The organism is Streptomyces sp. NPDC051064 (assembly GCF_044455985.1).
GTDB lineage: Bacteria > Actinomycetota > Actinomycetes > Streptomycetales > Streptomycetaceae > Streptomyces.
Window position 1 is genome coordinate 171,235 of the sequence record NZ_JBITFK010000004.1, and the last position, 16,988, is coordinate 188,222.

Annotated in this window: 15 protein-coding genes; 9 read left to right on the top strand and 6 right to left on the bottom strand. The window is 72.1% G+C overall.

All coding sequences use genetic code 11. The annotated features are described in order from the left end of the window. The first annotated feature begins 62 nt into the window (after window positions 1-62). From ACIBCU_RS15705 to ACIBCU_RS15715, 3 genes are all read left to right on the top strand, one after another. A complete protein-coding gene (locus tag ACIBCU_RS15705; protein WP_399231836.1) occupies window positions 63-674 on the top strand; it encodes a DJ-1/PfpI family protein in 612 nt (203 codons plus the stop codon). Next, window positions 671-1,159 carry a MarR family winged helix-turn-helix transcriptional regulator gene (locus ACIBCU_RS15710; protein WP_362927347.1) on the top strand — a complete coding sequence of 163 codons (489 nt, stop codon included), beginning with the start codon at window positions 671-673 and terminating at the stop codon, window positions 1,157-1,159. Before ACIBCU_RS15705 ends, ACIBCU_RS15710 begins: the two co-directional genes overlap by 4 nt. Window positions 1,160-1,235: 76 nt before the next feature. Then, on the top strand, window positions 1,236-3,032 hold the full coding sequence (locus ACIBCU_RS15715) for a serine/threonine-protein kinase (protein WP_399231838.1): 1,797 nt from the start codon (window positions 1,236-1,238) through the stop codon (window positions 3,030-3,032). A 47-nt stretch (window positions 3,033-3,079) separates the two neighbouring features. Here ACIBCU_RS15715 and ACIBCU_RS15720 read toward each other — a convergent pair whose 3' ends face one another. Next, the gene (locus tag ACIBCU_RS15720) at window positions 3,080-4,537 is read right to left on the bottom strand and encodes a helix-turn-helix domain-containing protein (RefSeq protein ID WP_399232314.1); all 1,458 of its coding nucleotides are present in this window, start codon (window positions 4,535-4,537) and stop codon (window positions 3,080-3,082) included. Window positions 4,538-4,902: 365 nt separating this feature from the next. Here ACIBCU_RS15720 and dnaN point away from each other — a divergent pair, with 365 nt between their 5' ends. Then, window positions 4,903-6,021, top strand: a complete 1,119-nt coding sequence (gene dnaN, locus ACIBCU_RS15725) for a DNA polymerase III subunit beta (protein ID WP_399231840.1) — start codon at window positions 4,903-4,905, stop codon at window positions 6,019-6,021. Window positions 6,022-6,057: 36 nt separating this feature from the next. Here dnaN and ACIBCU_RS15730 read toward each other — a convergent pair whose 3' ends face one another. Together ACIBCU_RS15730 and ACIBCU_RS15735 are read right to left on the bottom strand one after the other, a co-directional pair. Next, the gene (locus ACIBCU_RS15730) at window positions 6,058-6,552 is read right to left on the bottom strand and encodes a hypothetical protein (RefSeq protein ID WP_399231842.1); all 495 of its coding nucleotides are present in this window, start codon (window positions 6,550-6,552) and stop codon (window positions 6,058-6,060) included. A 97-nt stretch (window positions 6,553-6,649) separates the two neighbouring features. After that, window positions 6,650-7,534: a glycoside hydrolase family 19 protein gene (locus ACIBCU_RS15735; RefSeq protein WP_362927352.1), complete on the bottom strand. Its 885-nt coding sequence runs from the start codon at window positions 7,532-7,534 to the stop codon at window positions 6,650-6,652. Window positions 7,535-7,800: 266 nt separating this feature from the next. Here ACIBCU_RS15735 and ACIBCU_RS15740 point away from each other — a divergent pair, with 266 nt between their 5' ends. Continuing rightward, window positions 7,801-9,339 carry a substrate-binding domain-containing protein gene (locus ACIBCU_RS15740; protein WP_399231845.1) on the top strand — a complete coding sequence of 513 codons (1,539 nt, stop codon included), beginning with the start codon at window positions 7,801-7,803 and terminating at the stop codon, window positions 9,337-9,339. A 78-nt stretch (window positions 9,340-9,417) separates the two neighbouring features. Continuing rightward, complete coding sequence (locus ACIBCU_RS15745) at window positions 9,418-9,954, top strand: hypothetical protein (protein WP_399231847.1); 537 nt, start codon at window positions 9,418-9,420, stop codon at window positions 9,952-9,954. 81 nt (window positions 9,955-10,035) lie between these two features. Here the strand turns inward: ACIBCU_RS15745 and ACIBCU_RS15750 are convergent, their stop codons facing one another. Beyond that, a complete protein-coding gene (locus tag ACIBCU_RS15750; protein WP_356713905.1) occupies window positions 10,036-11,319 on the bottom strand; it encodes an adenylosuccinate synthase in 1,284 nt (427 codons plus the stop codon). Window positions 11,320-11,505: 186 nt separating this feature from the next. Here ACIBCU_RS15750 and ACIBCU_RS15755 point away from each other — a divergent pair, with 186 nt between their 5' ends. Beyond that, window positions 11,506-12,342, top strand: a complete 837-nt coding sequence (locus ACIBCU_RS15755; RefSeq protein ID WP_362927355.1) for a diacylglycerol kinase — start codon at window positions 11,506-11,508, stop codon at window positions 12,340-12,342. A 17-nt stretch (window positions 12,343-12,359) separates the two neighbouring features. Here the strand turns inward: ACIBCU_RS15755 and ACIBCU_RS15760 are convergent, their stop codons facing one another. Continuing rightward, complete coding sequence (locus ACIBCU_RS15760; protein WP_362927389.1) at window positions 12,360-12,878, bottom strand: MarR family transcriptional regulator; 519 nt, start codon at window positions 12,876-12,878, stop codon at window positions 12,360-12,362. 92 nt (window positions 12,879-12,970) lie between these two features. Between ACIBCU_RS15760 and ACIBCU_RS15765 the strand changes: the two genes are divergently transcribed. Both ACIBCU_RS15765 and ACIBCU_RS15770 read left to right on the top strand, forming a co-directional pair. After that, a complete protein-coding gene (locus ACIBCU_RS15765; protein ID WP_362927356.1) occupies window positions 12,971-13,903 on the top strand; it encodes an ABC transporter ATP-binding protein in 933 nt (310 codons plus the stop codon). After that, entirely contained in the window at window positions 13,900-15,558 is a 1,659-nt protein-coding gene (locus ACIBCU_RS15770) for an ABC transporter permease (RefSeq protein ID WP_399231849.1), read from the top strand. Before ACIBCU_RS15765 ends, ACIBCU_RS15770 begins: the two co-directional genes overlap by 4 nt. 222 nt (window positions 15,559-15,780) lie before the next feature. Here the strand turns inward: ACIBCU_RS15770 and ACIBCU_RS15775 are convergent, their stop codons facing one another. Then, the gene (locus ACIBCU_RS15775; RefSeq protein WP_362927358.1) at window positions 15,781-16,986 is read right to left on the bottom strand and encodes a cytochrome P450; all 1,206 of its coding nucleotides are present in this window, start codon (window positions 16,984-16,986) and stop codon (window positions 15,781-15,783) included. Window positions 16,987-16,988: the final 2 nt, after the last annotated feature.

The following is a 16,988-nucleotide window of genomic DNA, read 5'->3' on the forward strand; positions in this document are numbered from 1 at the left end:
CAGCCTTCTGTCATAGGGCTCGAATACGCGAGGTTCCCGCCAGTCCCCCGACGGAGGTCACCATGACCGGCACGAGCGTCCACCTGGCCGTCTACGACACCTTCGCCGACTGGGAGCCGGGCTTCGCCACGGCCCAGCTCACCGACCACGGCCACACCGTGCGGACCGTCGGCCTCACCACCGCGCCCGTCACCACCATGGGTGGGATGCGCATCAGGCCCGACCTGGCACTCGCCGACCTGGCGCCCGGCGACAGCGAGTTGCTGATCCTCACCGGCGCCTCACTCTGGGACACCGGCGACACGCTCGCCCCCTTCGCCCGCGCGGCACGGGACTTCCTGGACGCCGGTGTGCCCGTGGCGGCCATCTGCGGGGCGACCGCGGGGCTGGCCCGCGAGGGGCTGCTCGACGACCGCTCCCACACGAGCGCCGTCTCCTTCTATCTCGCCGCCACGGGATACGCGGGCGGCGCGCACTACGTGGAGGCCGACGCGGTGACGGACGCCGGCGGGACGTCGCGCGGCGCTCTCGTCACGGCGGGGCCGACCGAGCCGGTCGCCTTCGCCCGCGAGATCTTCGAGCTGCTCGGGGTGTTCGGACCGAAGAAGCTGGACGCCTGGTACCGGCTCTTCCACGACTCGGACGCGAGCGCCTACGAGGAGCTGAACGGATGAGCGGTACGGCGGACACCGACACCCCCTCCCTGCTCAGTCGCACCGCGATCGGGGTGTTCCGGCTCAACGGCCGGTTCCTGGCCGTCGCCGAGGAGCTGGCCGGGCCCGCCGGGCTCACGGCGGCCCGGTGGCAGGTCCTCGGCGCGGTCCTGGCCGAGCCGCTTCCCGTGTCGGGCATCGCCCGCGCGATGGGGATCACCCGGCAGAGCGTGCAGCGGATCGCCGACCTGCTGGTCGACCGGGGCCTCGCCGAATACGTCGCGAACCCGGCCCACCGGAGGGCCAAGCTGCTCCGGCCCACCGAGGAGGGCCGGACGGCGGTGAGCCGGATCACCCCCGCCCACACGGAGTTCGCGGCGCGGCTGGCCGAGGCGTTGGGCGAGGAGGAGTTCGCGCGGACCGTCCAGGTGCTGGAGCGGCTCTCGGACGCCCTGGACACCCTGTCGTCCCCGGCCGGACAGCAGAGGGAATCCACCGGGGGCTGAAGGGCGGTCCCCGGGCACCCGCGCCGCTATTCTCGACCTACGGTCCGCCACGGCCGTACGGGGGAGGAAGCGCACCATGGAGAAGCTGGGCTCCGGCGATCCGCAACGCATCGGCAGCTACCGGCTGTTGGGGCGCCTCGGCGCCGGCGGCATGGGTCAGGTGTTCCTGGCCCGTTCGGACCGGGGCCGCACCGTCGCCATCAAACTGGTCCGCCCCGAGCTCGCCGAACTGCAGCACTTCCGCGACCGTTTCCGGGCGGAGGTACAGGCCGCCCGGCGGGTCGGCGGTTCCTGGACCGCGCCGGTGCTCGACGCCGGAGTGGACGCAGCGGTGCCGTGGGTGGCCACCGGTTACGTCGCGGGTCCCTCGCTCCACCGCATCGTCTCGGGCCTTCCCGGCGCCCCGGTGGCCGAATCAGGGGCGTACGGTCCGCTCCCCGAGCGCTCCGTCCGCATCCTGGGCGCCGGGCTCGCAGGCGCCCTCCAGGACATCCACCGGGCCGGGCTGATCCACCGTGACCTGAAGCCGTCCAACGTCCTGATGACGATCGACGGCCCCCGGGTCATCGACTTCGGGATCGCCCGGGCCCTGGAGACCGTCGGTGACGGCGGCCTGACCCGCACCGGCGCGATGATCGGCTCCCCCGGATTCATGTCGCCCGAGCAGGTGCGGGGCGAGCGCGTGACGCCCGCGTGCGATGTGTTCTGCCTCGGCTCCGTGCTGGCGTACGCCGTCACCGGCCGACTGCCGTTCGGTGTGGCGGACAGCGGGGTCCACGCGCTGATGTTCCGGATCGCGCAGGAGGATCCCGACCTCACCGGCGTACCCGTCGACCTGGTCGAGCTCATCCGGGACTGCCTGGCGAAAGACCCGGCCGCGCGGCCCTCCACGGACAGCGTCCGGGAGCGGCTCGGCGACACGGACACGGCGGAGCCGTGGCTTCCGGGCGCGCTGATCGCCCAGCTGGGCCGGCACGCCGTGGAGCTGCTGGACTCCGAGGACCCGGAGGAGGGCCCCGCGGAGGGCCCGCGAGCGGCGCCGCCCGCGCCCGTGCCGCCGGCGCCCGTGCCGCCCGCCGCCCCCACCACGCCCGCTCCGCCCCCGCCGGTACGGCCTCCCGGCGCCACGCACGGGCTTCCCACGGCGGTCGGGCCGCCCGTCCCGGTGCCGCAGCGGGCGTCGTACGGCTACCCGCAACAGCCCGCCCCCGCCTACGGATACGGGCCCACACCCCCGTACGGCCCGCCGGGCGGCTTCGTCCCGCCCGCACCCGAGCGCCGCAGGGCGGGCTCCACCCTGCTGCTGGTGGCCGTCGCCCTGATCGTCGCGGTGGGGGCGGGCTGGGGGGTCTACGCCTTCATGCGGAGCGGGGACGGCGACCCCACGGCGTCCCCGACCGGCAGCGTCTCCCCTTCCGCCGACGGCTCCGCAGCGGGCGGCAGCAGCCCGGACGGCACGAACTCCGACGAGACGAACTCCGACGGCACGGGCGAGGACGGCACCGGCGACGACGGCACCGTCCCGGCCGGATTCCTGGGCACCTGGTCCGGGACCGTCGAGGGCGGCGTGGGAGCGTCCACCCGCCGACTCGTCGTGCGGCAGGGCGAAGTGGGAGACACGGTCCTGTCCCTCACCGCCGAGGGCCCGCTCGACACCGGTGGCTCCTACCGCTGCGTGTTCCAGGCCGACCTGGCGAGCGAGCCCTCCTCCGGCGGGCCGGTCCGCATCGGCCCCTCCCGGGTCGCCGAGGGCGAACCGCAGTCGTCGTGCACCCCTGGGGAGCCCACCGTCCTGACGCTGCTGCCCGACGGCTCCCTGCGCCGCGAGATCACCGCCACCGGCCAGAGCCTGACGTACACGAAAACAGGCTGAGCGGTCCGGGACCGCTCCGGCTCACGCCGCGAGGAGCACCGTCCGGCTCACGCCGCGAGGTCGACCGCCCGGAACGCGAGCCACAGGTCGTACCGCGCGCTGGGTGTCTGGAGCAGCGACCGGCACAGCGACTCCTCGAGCCGGGTGAGGCGTTTGCGCGCACCGGGCACGGAGATACCCAGTTCGGCGGCGGTCGGGCTCAGTTGGGCCTCGCAGCGCAGCCACGTCCGCAGCGTCTCCTCGGCCATGGGTCCGGCCCGGGCGAGAATCCGCAGCTGCTGGACGGCCCAGTCCTGGACTCCCGGGGCGCCCAGGACCGCGTCGAGGTCCTCGGCCGCCGCGGGTCCCGCGGGGCCGGAGCGGTGCAGGGCCGGAGTGGCCCTGATCCGCAGCGCCAGGTCGACGGCGGCCTGGTCCGACACCCGGTTCAGGTCCAGGCCGAGGAGTTCGCCGACGAGCTTGAGGCGGGCGGCCAGGGTGTTGCGGTGGATCTTCAGGTGCTGGGTGGCATGGGAGGAGAAGGCCAGCCAGGACGCGACGGTCGCCGACAGCTCCTGACTGCCCGGGTCCTGCGAACGGCGCGGCAGATGGGCGAGGAGGGGGGCGAGCAGGGCGTCGGCCCACCGCGCACCGGCGGCGCCGGCCACCAGCGCGGGCCCCGGGGCGGCGCCGAATCTGGCGTGGCGTCCGGGAAGCCCACGGGCGACGGCGAGGGCGTGGAAGGCCTGCTGATAGGCGGTCGCCGTGTCGGGCAGCCGCACTTCCTCGCTGACGCCCACGACGCAGTCGTCCACGAGCCCGGCGACGGCCAGCCCGAGTGTGCGCCCGCTCTCCGGCCCCTCCGCCTCCGCTTCCTCGTCCGCCGGCACGATCAGGATCAGATGCCGGGCGTAGACCGGGCAGCGCACGATCCAGGTACGGCCGCCGGAGACGTCCGTACAGATCCGTGCCACCTCGTCCCGCAGTCCGCCGGAGCATTCGACGACGCAGACGCGTACGGGATCGGGGAGCTTCGGCCGCAGGGCGCCCGCCACCTGGTGGGCGATGGAGAGCTGGCCCGTCATCAGCAGATGCAGCACGGCCTCGCGGCCCCGGGACTCCGCGAGGTCCACCCGCCGCCGTTTGCGTTCGACGCTCTCCGACGCCCAGGACAGCGCCAGCGGCATCACCGCGTCGGCCATGAGCGTGGTCAGTCCGCCGGGCAGCGGTTTGGGCGCCACGAGAGCGAGGACCGCGCCGTCGGTTTCGGGTGTCCGGTCGAGGGGAAGCAGCAGCGCGGAGCACTCGTCGGTGTCGAGGGCGTACGAGCCGGCGCTCCGGGCCGTCAGTTCCCGCGCCGCCCGGGCGGCGAGTCCGGCGGCCTCGTGTCCGGGCCACCGGACGTTCCCGGCGACGGCCTGGAGCACCGTGCCGCCCCCGTCCAGGATCCCGGCCCAGCCCTCGGCCCGCTGGGCCAGCCTGCGCAGCAGCTCCGGCGACCCGCCGGTCCGCGCCAGCCGGTACATCAGCAGTATGTCGTCGGCCCGTTCACGCGCACGCACGCGTCCTCCGTTCCTCCCCGAAACCGGAGTGCAGAGTACCGGTCCGGCTGTGCGGTTTGATACCCGTCGGAGGCCACACAGTGCGATTTGAATCTCCCCGCACACCGTCCCGCCCACCTAAAGTCCCCAGCGTGTTCCGGGACGTTCGGGGGACGTCGGGGGACGTCAGGACGTCCCGGATCCGGGGGCCTGAGGACGTCGGGGGACGTCCGGAAGGTACGGCGGCAGCGGCTCACGGGGGTGGTCGCTGTCGTCGGTCCGCGGCGACTGTCAGTGGTGCCGCCTAGCGTGGTTCTCGACCGTGTCGTACGCCGGAGAGGGCCCCTGCTATGGAATTCCGCATGGAACGTGGCGTGTTGACCGATGCCGTCTCCCGGGCGGCGCGAGTGCTGCCCGCCCGTTCCCCCGTTCCCGTCCTCGGCGGGCTCCTCCTGGAAGCGGACGTCGGCCGACTCCTCGTGTCCGGACTGGACTTCGAGGCCTCCGCGCGCGTCGAGACGGAGGCGCACACGGTCCGTCCGGGGAAGGTGCTGGTCATGGGGCGGCGGCTGCTCGACATCTGCAAGGTGCTGCCCGAGGGGCCCGTGGAGTGCGCCGTTGAGGGTTCTCGCCTCACGGTCACGGGAGACGGCTCCCGCTTCGGCCTCTCGGTCCTGCCCCTCGACGACTACCCCGCCCTGCCGTCCCTGCCGGAGGTGCGCGGGGCGGTGGACGCCGGGGAGTTCGCCTCGGCGGTCGCGCAGGTCGCGGTGGCCTCGGGGCGGGACGACACCCTGCCGACGCTCACCGGGATCCGCCTCGGGCTCGACGGCTCCACGATGACGCTGGCGGCGACGGACCGGTACCGCTTCGCGGTGCGCACCCTGCCGTTCAAGGCGACGGTGCCCGACGTGACGGCCGATGTCGTGGTGTCGGCCCGCCGGCTGGCCGAGATCGCCCGGTCGCTCGGCAGGTCCGGGCAGGTCGATGTCGCCGTGGACGGGGGGTCGGTCGGGTTCGAGCACGCCGGGACGCGTACGACGGTGCGTCTGCTGGACGGCAGACTGCCGCGCCACGACAAGTTGTTCGCGCTGACGGACCCCGCGGTCGTGGTGCTGGACCGGGCCCGCCTGGTGGAGGCAGTCAAGCGGGTCTCCGTGGTCGCGGACGAGGGCAGCCCGCTCCAGATGTCCTTCTCCGCCGGACCGGAGGGCTCGGTGCTGCTGCAGGCGGGGTTCGAGGACGACGTGGCCTCGCAGCGGCTGCCGACGGCCTCGCCCGGCGACACGGAGATGACGGTGGCCTTCAACCCCGCGTATCTGATGGACGCCCTGTCCTCCTTCGAGGACGCGACCGTCCGGATGGAGCTGATGGGGCCGGGACAGCGCGCCATGATCACCGGAGGGGAGGGCACCGGGGCGGCCACGCACCAGCACCTGCTGATGTCCGTGAAACCGCCGCTGCTCTGACGCGGTAGGCGGCTGCGACGACCGGCGGGCGGTCGCTCACGCCGGGAGGGCCGACGTCTCCCCCACGGCGGCCAGCAGCCAGATGGGGAATTCCGGATCGGCCTGCCCCACGGAGAGGCCGAGCCACCGCGTGCCACCGGGCACACGCCAGACCTGCATGCTGCCCGCCAGATTGCAGAGCTGCCCCATCGGCTCGGGAACGGCGCGGCGCACGCCGTCCTCGTCCCCCTCCAGATACGGCCAGAGGTCGACGGTCTCCGGCTCGCCCCACCGCCCGCTCAGCGCGGTCGCCAGGACGCTGAATTCGTCCTCGATCTCCTGCTCGGCGGGTTCGACGAGCTCGGGCGACCGGTCGTCCCAGAAGTCCTGGCTCGCCCGCAGGATCAGCAGGTGGTGTCCGGGCCCGCTGCTGCGCACGCCGTCGTCCTCGCTCTCCTCCCCCGCGGGGTACGGCAGGGCGAGAACGCTGTCGATCAGGGCGAGCCGGCCCTCGGTGGTCGTGGGAGGGGTGGCGTCGCTGTCCTTGTCCATGGCCGGTGATCCTGCCAACCACCGGACCCGGAGCACGAATCGGGGGCGTGCCCGGCCGCTGCCGGACACGCCCCCACTCCCCGGGGTGGGGCCGGGTTCAGCAGCTCAGGTTCGAGCCGGGCGTGGTGCCGAGGATCTGGACGAACGCCTGGTACTTGTCGATGCGGCTCTGCACCTGGGCGGGGTTGCCGCCGTTGCACTCGATGCTGCCGTTGATCGAGCGGATCGTCTCGCCGAAGCCGGCACCGTTGACGATGGCGTTGTGCGGGGTCATGGTGCCGGGGCCGGACTGGGTGTTCCAGTACCAGAGACCGGTCTTCCAGGCGACGGCCGCGTTCTGCTCCACCTGCCAGGGGTTGCCGAGCAGGTCGATGCCGAGCGCGTCACCGGCGGCCTTGTAGTTGAAGTTCCAGCTGAGCTGGATCGGGCCACGGCCGTAGTAGGCGGCCTGGCCGGCCGGGCAGCCGTAGGACTGGCTGGTGTCACAGTAGTGCGGGTAGTTCGCGGTGTTCTGCTCCACGATGTGCACCAGGCCACCGGTCTCGTGGCTGACGTTGGCGAGGAACGCCGCCGCCTCCTGCTTCTTGACCGTGTCGCTGCCGGTGTTGGCGAAGCCGGGGTAGGCGCTCAGGGCCGCGGTGAGGCCGCTGTAGGTGTAGAAGGAGTTCCGGTTCGGGAACATCTGGTTGAACTGGGACTCGCTCACGACGAAGCCCGTGGGGTTCGGCTCCTCCGTGCCGCCGGACCCACAACTTCCCTGGTCGGCCCAGACGTCGGCCGTGCCGGGCCGCTCGTTCTGGGTCCACCACTTCGCGGACCAGTTGTGCCCGCCGTAGGAGGCCGCTCCACCGCCCGTGTAGACGGAGGAGGCACTCCAGGCCGGAGCGCAGGCGGCGGCCGATGCCGTGGAGGCGGGGAGGAAGACGAACGTCGCGACGACCGCGCCCAGCGCGGCGATCAGGCTCATGACACGTTTGCCCACGTGATCACTCCTTCGGCGCGGCGCCCGCGCTGAGCGAGCGCCGCCATGGGGGGTTGGGGCCACTCAAGCGCCGATGGTCTGGACCTGTCAAGGTCTAGACCAGAACTCGCCCATCGGGTCGAGCCTCTCAACTCCGCCCCACCACAATCTTGTTGAACAGAAGACGAACTTCACCGGAAGGAATCCGGAGGCTCCCCTGCCCCACGGCCCCCGGCCTTACGGTGACGCCGTCCGGCACACCGCACCCACGAGGGAGCGCGAGCAACATGGATTCGTTGTTCACCCCCGAGAACGTCGTCGCCGTCCTCACCGCACTGCTGGGCATCCTGACCTCGGCGGGTGTGCTCTGGTACGAGCGCCGTGTCCCGCGCCGCAAGCGCATCGGCTACCGCGTGCAGATGGACACCCCGATAGGCAGCGGAGTCAGTCAGGGCAGGGTCAATGTGCGGGTCGGCCTCTTCAACGAGACCCCGGGCATGGCCGACGCCACCCTGGTCCTGCTGCGCATCGAGAACGACGGCTCGCAGTCGATCGGCGAGGACGACTACCCCCAGCGCGCCGTGCACCCGGGCCTCACCGTCGAATTCTCGGGCCGCACCGTACGCGGTATCGCCGTGACCCACGCGCCGGGCGCCGACCACCTGATGGACACCTTCACGCCGGACGACGCCGTCCAGCACAGCGGCTCCCTGATCTGGCTGCCGCGCGTCCCGCTCAACCGCAACGAGCACTTCAAGCTCCTGGTCCTCCTCACGGGTTCGAACGTGGGCGGCCCGATCACCGTCACCGGGAGCATCCGGGACGGAAAGGTGGAGCGGAACAAGGCGGCCCGCCCCGACGAAAAGCCCCCGATCTTCGGCCGGGGAGCCAGGCTCATCACCGTGGCCCTCACCGCCTGTGTCACCGCCCTCGCCGGCATCATCGTCGTACGGGACGACTCCCCTCCCCCGATGGACTGCGCCGTGGGCACCCTCACGGTCGCCGGCTCCACCGCTTTCGAGCCGGTCCTGGAGGAGCTGGAGGGGAAGTACGAGGACGAGTGCGAGGGCGCCGAGATCCGCCTCGACATCCATGGCAGCAACGCCGGGGTGCGGAAGCTCGACGCCCTGGGTGCGAAGGCCGGACCGGCCGGTTCGCCCGCCATGATCGCCCTGTCCGACGGCCCCAGGCCCGCCGCTCTCACCAAGCTGCACGGGAAGCCTGTCGCTATCTCGCTGTTCTCCCTCGTGGTCAACGACACGGTGCCGGTGAAGGACCTGTCCCTCGACCAGATCAGAGGGATCTACCGTGGCGAGATCCGCAACTGGAACGAGATCGTCGAGACAGGCCCCGACCTGGAGATCCGCCTCGTCAGCCGGGACGCCAACTCCGGTACCCGCGAGGTCTTCCAGCGCCGCGTCCTGAACACCAACGAGCTCGCCACCTCCTCGCGCGACTGCACCACCAAGGACTACGCCGACGCCCCGGTCATGCGGTGCGAACTCGACGGCACGGAGCAGGTCCTGTCCGAAGTCGCCGAGCTGGACGGCGCGATCGGCTACACCGAACTGCGGAACGGCGAAGTGCCCGACGGGGCCCACCGGACGGCCATCGACGGCACCACCCCGTCCGTCGACACGATCGGTGCCGGCGGCTATCCGTACCAGGAGATCGAGTACGCGTACACCTACGGATCACCGCCCGCGGAATCCCTGGTGGCCGGCTTCCTGAACTACCTCGACAACTACGGCGAGGAGATCATGCGCACCAACGGCCACCTGCCCTGCGCGACCCCGAAGGGGATGCGGCTCTGCGGGGAGGGCTGAGCCGTACCGGGGTAGGGGGCGGGGACAGCACCCTGGTATCTGGCGGCGCCGCCGGACCCGCTCCTAGCATCCGCGCCCATGAACACCCGACGGATGCCCCTCACCGCACGCCGCATCGCGCTCAGCACCTGGGCCTCGGTCACCCTGCTGCCCCGCGGGGTGGCAGCGCTCGCCGCGGCAGCCGCGGGCCGCGGCGGGTCCGCGCGCTCCCTGCTACGGGCTGACGCGGGGCCCGGCGCACCGCGTCCGGGAGCCGCACGAGCGGCCGGCCACGCCGTGGCGACCGTGCTGCTGGGCGCGCTCTCCCTGGTCCTGGCCGCCGTGCTCCTGATGGCCGTGGCCCGCGGGCCGTTCTACGGATTCGTGGACCAGGGCCCCTACGACCACTCCTGGGGCGGCCCGGGCAGGGCGGGAGCCTGGCTCGCGCACTTCGCCGTCGCCGCCCCCTGCGCCGTCGCCACGGTCTCCGCGCTCCACGGCGTCGCCCGGCTGCAGGAGCGGCTGACGGCGCCCCTGCGCGGGGAGCACAGGCCCGGCTGGGTGCTGCCGGCGGTGCTCGTCTGCTCCGCCGCCGGGGCGCTGTTCGTGTTCGCGTTCCTCCGGCAGCTCCCCTGACGGGCGCCCGCACCGCCCCTGGCGACAGCGACGGCCGGACCTTCCACGGGGGAAGGTCCGGCCGTCGCGCCGAGAGATCTCCTACAGGAAGGAGTTGATCTCGATGGTCTCGGTACGGCCGGGGCCGACACCGATCGCCGAGATCGGGGCGCCTGACATCTCCTCCAGCGCCTTCACGTAGGCCTGCGCGTTCTTCGGCAGGTCGCCGAAGGTCTTGGCCTTCGTGATGTCCTCGGACCAGCCCGGCAGCATCTCGTAGACCGGCTTCGCGTGGTGGAAGTCGGTCTGGCTGTACGGGAGCTCCTCGACGCGCTTGCCGTCGATCTCGTACGCCACGCACACCGGGATCTGCTCCCAGCCGGTCAGCACGTCCAGCTTGGTGAGGAAGAAGTCGGTGAGGCCGTTGACCCGGGTCGCGTACCGCGCGATCGGGGCGTCGAACCAGCCGCAGCGACGGTCACGGCCGGTGGTGACACCGCGCTCGCCGCCGATCCGGCGCAGCGCCTCGCCGTCCTCGTCGAGAAGTTCGGTCGGGAAGGGGCCGGCACCGACGCGGGTGGTGTAGGCCTTGAGGATGCCGATGACCCGGCTGATCTTCGTCGGGCCCACGCCGGAACCGGTGCAGGCGCCGCCCGCGGTCGGGTTCGACGAGGTGACGAAGGGGTACGTGCCGTGGTCGACGTCCAGCAGAGTGCCCTGGCCGCCCTCGAAGAGGACGACCTTGCCCTCGTCGATGGCGTCGTTCAGGATCAGCGTCGTGTCGGCGACGTACGGCTTGATCTGCTCCGCGTACTGGAGCATCTCCTCGACGATCTTGTCGGCCTCGATCGCGCGCCGGTTGAAGACCTTGGCGAGGAGCTGGTTCTTCTGCTCCAGCGCCGCTTCGACCTTCTGCTCCAGGATCGACTCGTCGTAGAGGTCCTGGACGCGGATGCCCACGCGGTTGATCTTGTCGGCGTACGTCGGGCCGATACCGCGCCCGGTCGTGCCGATCTTGCGCTTACCGAGGAAGCGTTCCGTCACCTTGTCGACGGTGACGTTGTACGGAGTGATCAAATGAGCGTTGCCACTGATCAGGAGCTTGGACGTGTCGACGCCTCGCTCGTTCAGACCGCTCAGCTCGGAGAGCAGGACCGCCGGGTCGACGACGACACCGTTACCGATGACCGGGGTACACCCCGGCGAAAGGATTCCGGAGGGGAGGAGATGCAGTGCGTACTTCTGGTCGCCTACGACAACCGTGTGGCCGGCATTGTTGCCGCCCTGGTAACGCACCACATAGTCAACGGATCCACCGAGGAGGTCGGTGGCCTTCCCCTTGCCCTCGTCACCCCACTGAGCACCGAGCAGCACAAGTGCGGGCACAGGCGTACACCCCTTCCGGGCGGGGCATGTCCAAGGTCAGGGGGCGTACGTAAAGGTCGTACCTGCCGCACGACGATGTACGGCAAAGCCTGAGCCGTCGAACCGGGTGCCCCGGAATAGACGAAGCCCCTGGCGCAATAGCGCAAGGGGCTCTTGCACCAAGATGCTACCCGAGGAAGGACCGAGGTGTCGGCTGCAGAGCCCCCCGGCGACGGCGACCACCAGCTACTCGTGCTCATCGACCCCCTTGCCCGCCGCTACGACGGCGAGTCCGTGCGCATCGCGAAGGATGTGCTGAGCGCCGGCGCGCACGCCAAGATCTGCTTCGCGGACGGCCCCGACGAGTTCGCCAGGGCCCTGCACCGGCGGGGTTCCAGGCGCCCGGTCGTCGTCGGCGACGACCACGCGCTGCTGCGGGCGGTGTCCCAGCTCCACCGGGAGCGGGAGCTGGCCGACAGCGCGCTCTCCCTGATCCCGGTCGGCGCGGCGCACACGCTGGAACTCGCCCACGCGCTCGGCGTGCCCCGGGGCGCGGTCGCGGCGGCGCGTACCGCGCTCGACGGGGCCGTGCGCCGGCTGGACCTGCTCGTCGACGACAGCGACGGGGTCGTCCTCGGCGAGCTGCGCATCCCCGCGGCCTGGCCCTCACCTGGCCCGCCCCACACGGTGTGGGACACCTGCCGCACCCTGGTGGCCTCGCTGGTCCGCCCCGCCCCGCCCTCGTCGTCGGGCCCCTCCCGCTCCCACCGGCTGAGGGTCGAGGCGGACGGGGTCCTGCTGAACGACCTGGACCGGCCGGTCGAGGGCGTCTCGGTGACCGCCCAGGGCGACGGAGGTCTTGCCGACGTGGTGATCCGCACGGCCTCCGGCACGGCCCACACGGCGGAGGCCAAGGCGGTCACGGTCTCCGGGCCCGACTTCCGCTACCGGGCGGACATACAGGTCGCGGGTCCCGTCAGGACCCGCACATGGACCGTACGGGCGGGCGCCTGGGGGCTGGTGCTTCCCGCGGCGGGCGCCTGAGACCTCGGCCCAGGGCCTCAGCCCGAGGTCTTGCGGCTCTCGCGCCAACGGTCCAGGACGCCGACCAGCTCCGTCTGCATGAACTCGAAGAACTCCGCCGTCTCCGCGAGGCGCGCTCCCGCCGGGGTGTCCTCGCCGAGGGAGCGCGCACCGTCCTTCAGCGTGCGCTCCCAGCGGGTCAGCACCTGGTCACGGTTGGCGAAGGTGGCGTACCAGATCTCGTCGTGCAGGCGGTAGCGGTCGCGGCGTGAGCCGGGGTCCCGCTCGCGGCCCACCATGCTGACCTGGGTGAGGTAGTTGATCGCACCCGACACGGCGGCCGGGCTGATCTGCAGCTGCCGCCCGAGGTCCGCCGAGGTCATGGAGGCGTCGTCGTCCGCGAGGAGCGCCGCGAAGACGCGCGCGGCCATCCGCTGCATCCCCGCCTCGTTCATCTCGGCCGCGAAGCGCTCGACGAAGCGGGACACGGCGCCCTCGTCCCGTCCGGCGCCCGCGCTCTCCGCCGTGCTCCCGGGTTCCCCGGTCCCGCTGGCCATGGCCTCCGCCGCCTCCTCTGCTCCGATCACGCCCCAACTTTATACGCTTCCTTAACTTCACAACTTTGTGAAGTCAACGTACTTTCAGAAACATGACGAAGGCAATCACGGTGTCCGGACTGCACAAGTCGTTCGGACGGACACGCGCACTGGACGGCCTCGACCTCACCGTCGAAGCCGGCGAGGTCCACGGCTTCCTCGGACCCAACGGCGCCGGGAAGTCCACCACCATCCGGGTCCTGCTGGGCCTGCTCCGGGCCGATACGGGCGCCGCCCAGCTGCTCGGGAAGGATCCGTGGCACGACGCCGTGGAGCTGCACCGGCGCCTGGCCTACGTGCCCGGCGACGTGGAGCTGTGGCCGGGCCTCACGGGCGGCGAGGCCATCGACCTGCTCTCGCGTCTGCGCGGCGGGGCCGACAAGCGGCGCCGCGACGAGCTGATCGAGCGCTTCGACCTCGACCCGACGAAGAAGGGCCGCGCCTACTCGAAGGGCAACCGCCAGAAGGTGGCCATCGTCGCCGCGCTGGCCTCCGACGCGGAGCTGCTGCTCCTGGACGAGCCGACCTCCGGCCTCGACCCCCTGATGGAGGTGGTCTTCCAGGACGTGATCCTGCAGGCGAAGGCCGCGGGCAGGACCGTGCTGCTCTCCAGCCACATCCTGGCCCAGGTGGAGAAACTGGCCGACCGGATCAGCATCGTCCGGCTGGGCAAGGCCGTGCAGTCCGGGTCGCTGAGCGAGCTGCGGCATCTGACGCGTACGACGGTCGAGGCCGAGACGGACCGGCCCGCCACCGGGCTCGACGGCCTGCCCGGGGTGCACTCCGTGGAGGTCGGCGACGACGGGGCGGGAAGCCGGGTGCGGTTCGCCGTGGACGGCGGCCACCTCGCCGACGCCGTGAGCAGGCTCGCCGAATGCGGCGTACGCAGCCTGATCAGCCATCCGCCGACCCTCGAGGAGCTCATGCTGCGCCACTACGGCGACGAGCTCGCCGTGGGCGGCCACCCCGACGGAGGCAGCCGATGACCGCCACCACCACCCGGGCACCCGCACCGGCCCGGTCGCTCACGCACAGCGGCGGCGCCCTGGCCGGCACCCGCACCCTGATCCGGTTCAACCTGCGCAGGGACCGCGTCCGGCTGCCCGTCTGGATCCTCGCCCTCTTCGTCGGCACGGTCTCCACAGCGAGCAAGTACACGGCGCTGTACGCCGACCCGGCGGACCGCGCCTCCGTCGTCACCACCATGGAGAGCCCGGCCGGACTGGCCATGACAGGGCCTGAGCACTATCTCGACGACTACACCTTCGGCTCGATGACGGGCCACCAGATGCTCGGCTTCATGGCCGTACTCGTCGGCCTCATGAGCGTCCTGACCATCACCCGCCACACCCGTGACGAGGAGGAGACCAACCGCGCCGAGCTGGTCCGCTCCACCGTCGTCGGCCGGCACGCGCACCTGGCCGCCGCCCTGTCCGTCGCGGTGCTCGCCAACCTCGCGCTCGCGCTGCTGCTGGCCGTCGGTCTCGGCTCGATGGGCATCGACTCCATCGACACCGGCGGCTCCCTGCTCTACGGCTTCTCGCACGCGGCCGTGGGCGTCGTCTTCGCGGGTGTGGCGGCGGTCACCGTCCAGATCACCGCGCACACCCGGGGCGCCTCCGGCATGGCCATGGCGGTCATCGGCCTCGCCTACGTCCTGCGGGCCGCCGGTGACGCGGGCGGCAACGACGCGCTCTCCTGGCTCTCCCCCATCGGCTGGGTCCAGCGCACCTACCCGTACGTGGACGACCGCTGGTGGCCGCTGCTGCTCTGCGCGGCACTCGCCGTCCTGTGTTCCGGCGCCGGATTCGTTCTGTCCACCCGGCGGGACGTGGGAGCCGGGCTGCGTGCCGCGCGGCTCGGCAGCCCGGTCGCGTCCACGTCCCTGACCCGGCCGCTGGGCTTCGCACTGCGGCTGCACCGCTCCGTGCTCGCCGGCTTCGGCGCCGGGCTGTTCCTGATGGGCGTGATGTACGGGTCGATCCTCGGAGACGCGGACGGCATGCTGAAGAACATCGACCAGCTCCAGGAGGCGCTCAAGGACATCGGTGGCACGACCATGGCCGAGTCCTTCGCCGCGATGGTCATGGTGGTCCTCGCCGTCGTCGCAGCCGTGTACGTGGTGATGGCCGCCCTGCGGCCGAGGTCCGAGGAGAACGCGGGCCGGGTGGAACCCCTGCTCGCGACCGGTCTGTCCCGCGCCCGCTGGGCGGGCAGCCACCTCGCCGTCGCACTGGCGGGCGGCACGATCGTGCTGCTCCTCGCGGGGCTCGGCATCGGCGTCGCGGGGGCGGCGTCGGCCGGCGACTCCGGGCTGCTCCTGAAGCTGGTGGGGGCCGCGCTGGCGTACGCTCCGGCGCTCTGGGTCACGGTCGGAGTCACGGCCGTCCTCTTCGGCTGGCTGCCCCGGGCGGCTTCGGCGGCCTGGGCCGTACCGGTGTACGCCTTCGTGGTCGGCTACCTGGGCCAACTGCTCCGGTTCCCGCACTGGATGAACAACGTGTCGCCCTTCGGCCATGTGCCCCAGCTGCCCGCGGCCCCCATGAGCTGGACGCCCATGGCCGTACTCACGCTGATCGCCGCCGCCCTGATCCTGCTCGGGCTGGAAGGCTTCCGGCGGCGGGACCTGCAGACCACGTAGGGAACCGGCCGTGGTGCGCGCACGTCCGGACGCGCATGGAGCTACGTGACGCGGCAGGGTACGGCGGGTGTGCGACGGCGGCGCTCGGGGCGGCGACCGCCCTGTACGTCTGGGGCTCGTCACTGCGTACAGGGCTGCACATGGGCACCGGCCACGTGGGGCCTCCACACCTGGGCGAACCCGCACCACCCGGATCACGTACGGCTCTCCGGCGCGCTCTCCTCAGATTTCGACCAGTAGCTCCCGGAGCCCCCGGATGACGTAGCCGGGCTTCCACTCCGGCTCCGCGGTCAGTCGCATACCGGGGGCCTTGCGCAGCAACTCGCCGAACGAAGCGGCCAGTTCGAGGCGGGCCAGCGGGGCGCCCAGGCAGTAGTGGATGCCCGCGCCGAAGGAGATGTGCGGGTTGTCCCGCCGGGAAAGGTCCAGCGTCTCCGCGTCCGCGAAGCGCTCAGGGTCACGGTTGGCCGACGCGAAGAGCAGCGCGACCTGCGAACCGCGCGGGATGACGGTGCCGTCCACCTCGATGTCGTCCAGGACCCACCGCGCGAACATGGGCACCGGGGTGTCGTAGCGCAGCAGTTCCTCCACCGCCGTCGGCAGCAGACTGTGGTCGCCGCGCAGGGAGGCCAGTTGCTCGGGGTGCCGGAAGAGCATCCACCAGCTGTTGGCGGTGGCGTTGACGGTCGCCTCGTGACCGGCGTTGAGCAGCAGCACGCAGGTGGAGACGATCTCCTGCTCGGTCAGCCGGTCCTCGTCGTCGTGGGCGGCGATGAGCCCGGAGATCAGATCGGTCCCCGGGTCCGCGCGCCGCGCGGCGATCAGTTCGTGCAGATAGCCGGAGAACTCGACCGACGCCTGCACGGCGGCCCGCGCGGTCTCCTCCGGCGGGTTCAGCTCGAACATCCCGCAGATCGCGGCCGACCAGGGCCGCAGCAGGTGCCGGTCGGCATCCGGGACCCCGAGCATCTCGCCGATGACGGCCACCGGCAGCGGCTCGGCGACCGCGCTCAGCAGATCGCCGCCGCCCGCCCCGACGAAGTCGTCGACGAGCCCGGCGGCCAGCCGCTCCACGGTCGGGGCGAGGGCCTCGACCCGCCGGGGCGTGAACGCCTTGGCGACCAGCCGCCGGATCCGGGTGTGGTCGGGGGCCTCCAGATCGAGGATCCCGTGCCCGTTGAGCGTGTGGAACGGTTCGTGCTCGGCGGGCGGGGCGGTGACGCCGAACTCGTCGTGGCCGAACCGGTGCAGATAGGTCCGCCCCAGCCGCCGGTCGCGCAGCAGCCCGGACACATCGGAGTAGTGCGGGACGAGCCACTGCCGCGTCGGCTCGAAGTAGTGCGCCCGGCCGGTGGCGCGCAGCGCGGCGTAGGCGGGGTACGGGTCGGCGACGAACGCCGGGGACCAGGGGTCGAAGGACACGTGCATGA